The 305-nt window shown below is 56.7% G+C and carries 1 pseudogene; it reads left to right on the forward strand.

What is annotated here, in order from left to right:
* Nucleotides 1-305 (forward strand): annotated as a pseudogene (locus NQL71_RS29765) (RHS repeat domain-containing protein); the annotation flags it as partial.

The following is a 305-nucleotide window of genomic DNA, read 5'->3' on the forward strand; positions in this document are numbered from 1 at the left end:
CGCTGCAGACGTTTGTTTATGACTGTGAAAATCGGTTGGTGCGGGCTGAGACGTTGGTGAATGGCAGGCTGGAGAGTACCGGTTCTTATCGGTATGACAGCTTGGGGCGGCGGGTTGGCAAGGTTTCAGAGGTCAACGGCAAGACCGAGCAGAAGCACTTTTTGTGGCAAGGCCTGCGGATGTTGCGCGAAGAGCGTCCGGGGCAGAGCAGTCTGTATCTCTACGAGCCGGGGAGTTATGCGCCGTTGGCTCGGGTGGATCAGGCAGAAGGTGAAGAGCAGGAGCTTTACTACTTCCATACCGAC

The organism is Pseudomonas serbica, assembly GCF_028823535.1.
Taxonomy (GTDB): domain Bacteria; phylum Pseudomonadota; class Gammaproteobacteria; order Pseudomonadales; family Pseudomonadaceae; genus Aquipseudomonas; species Aquipseudomonas serbica.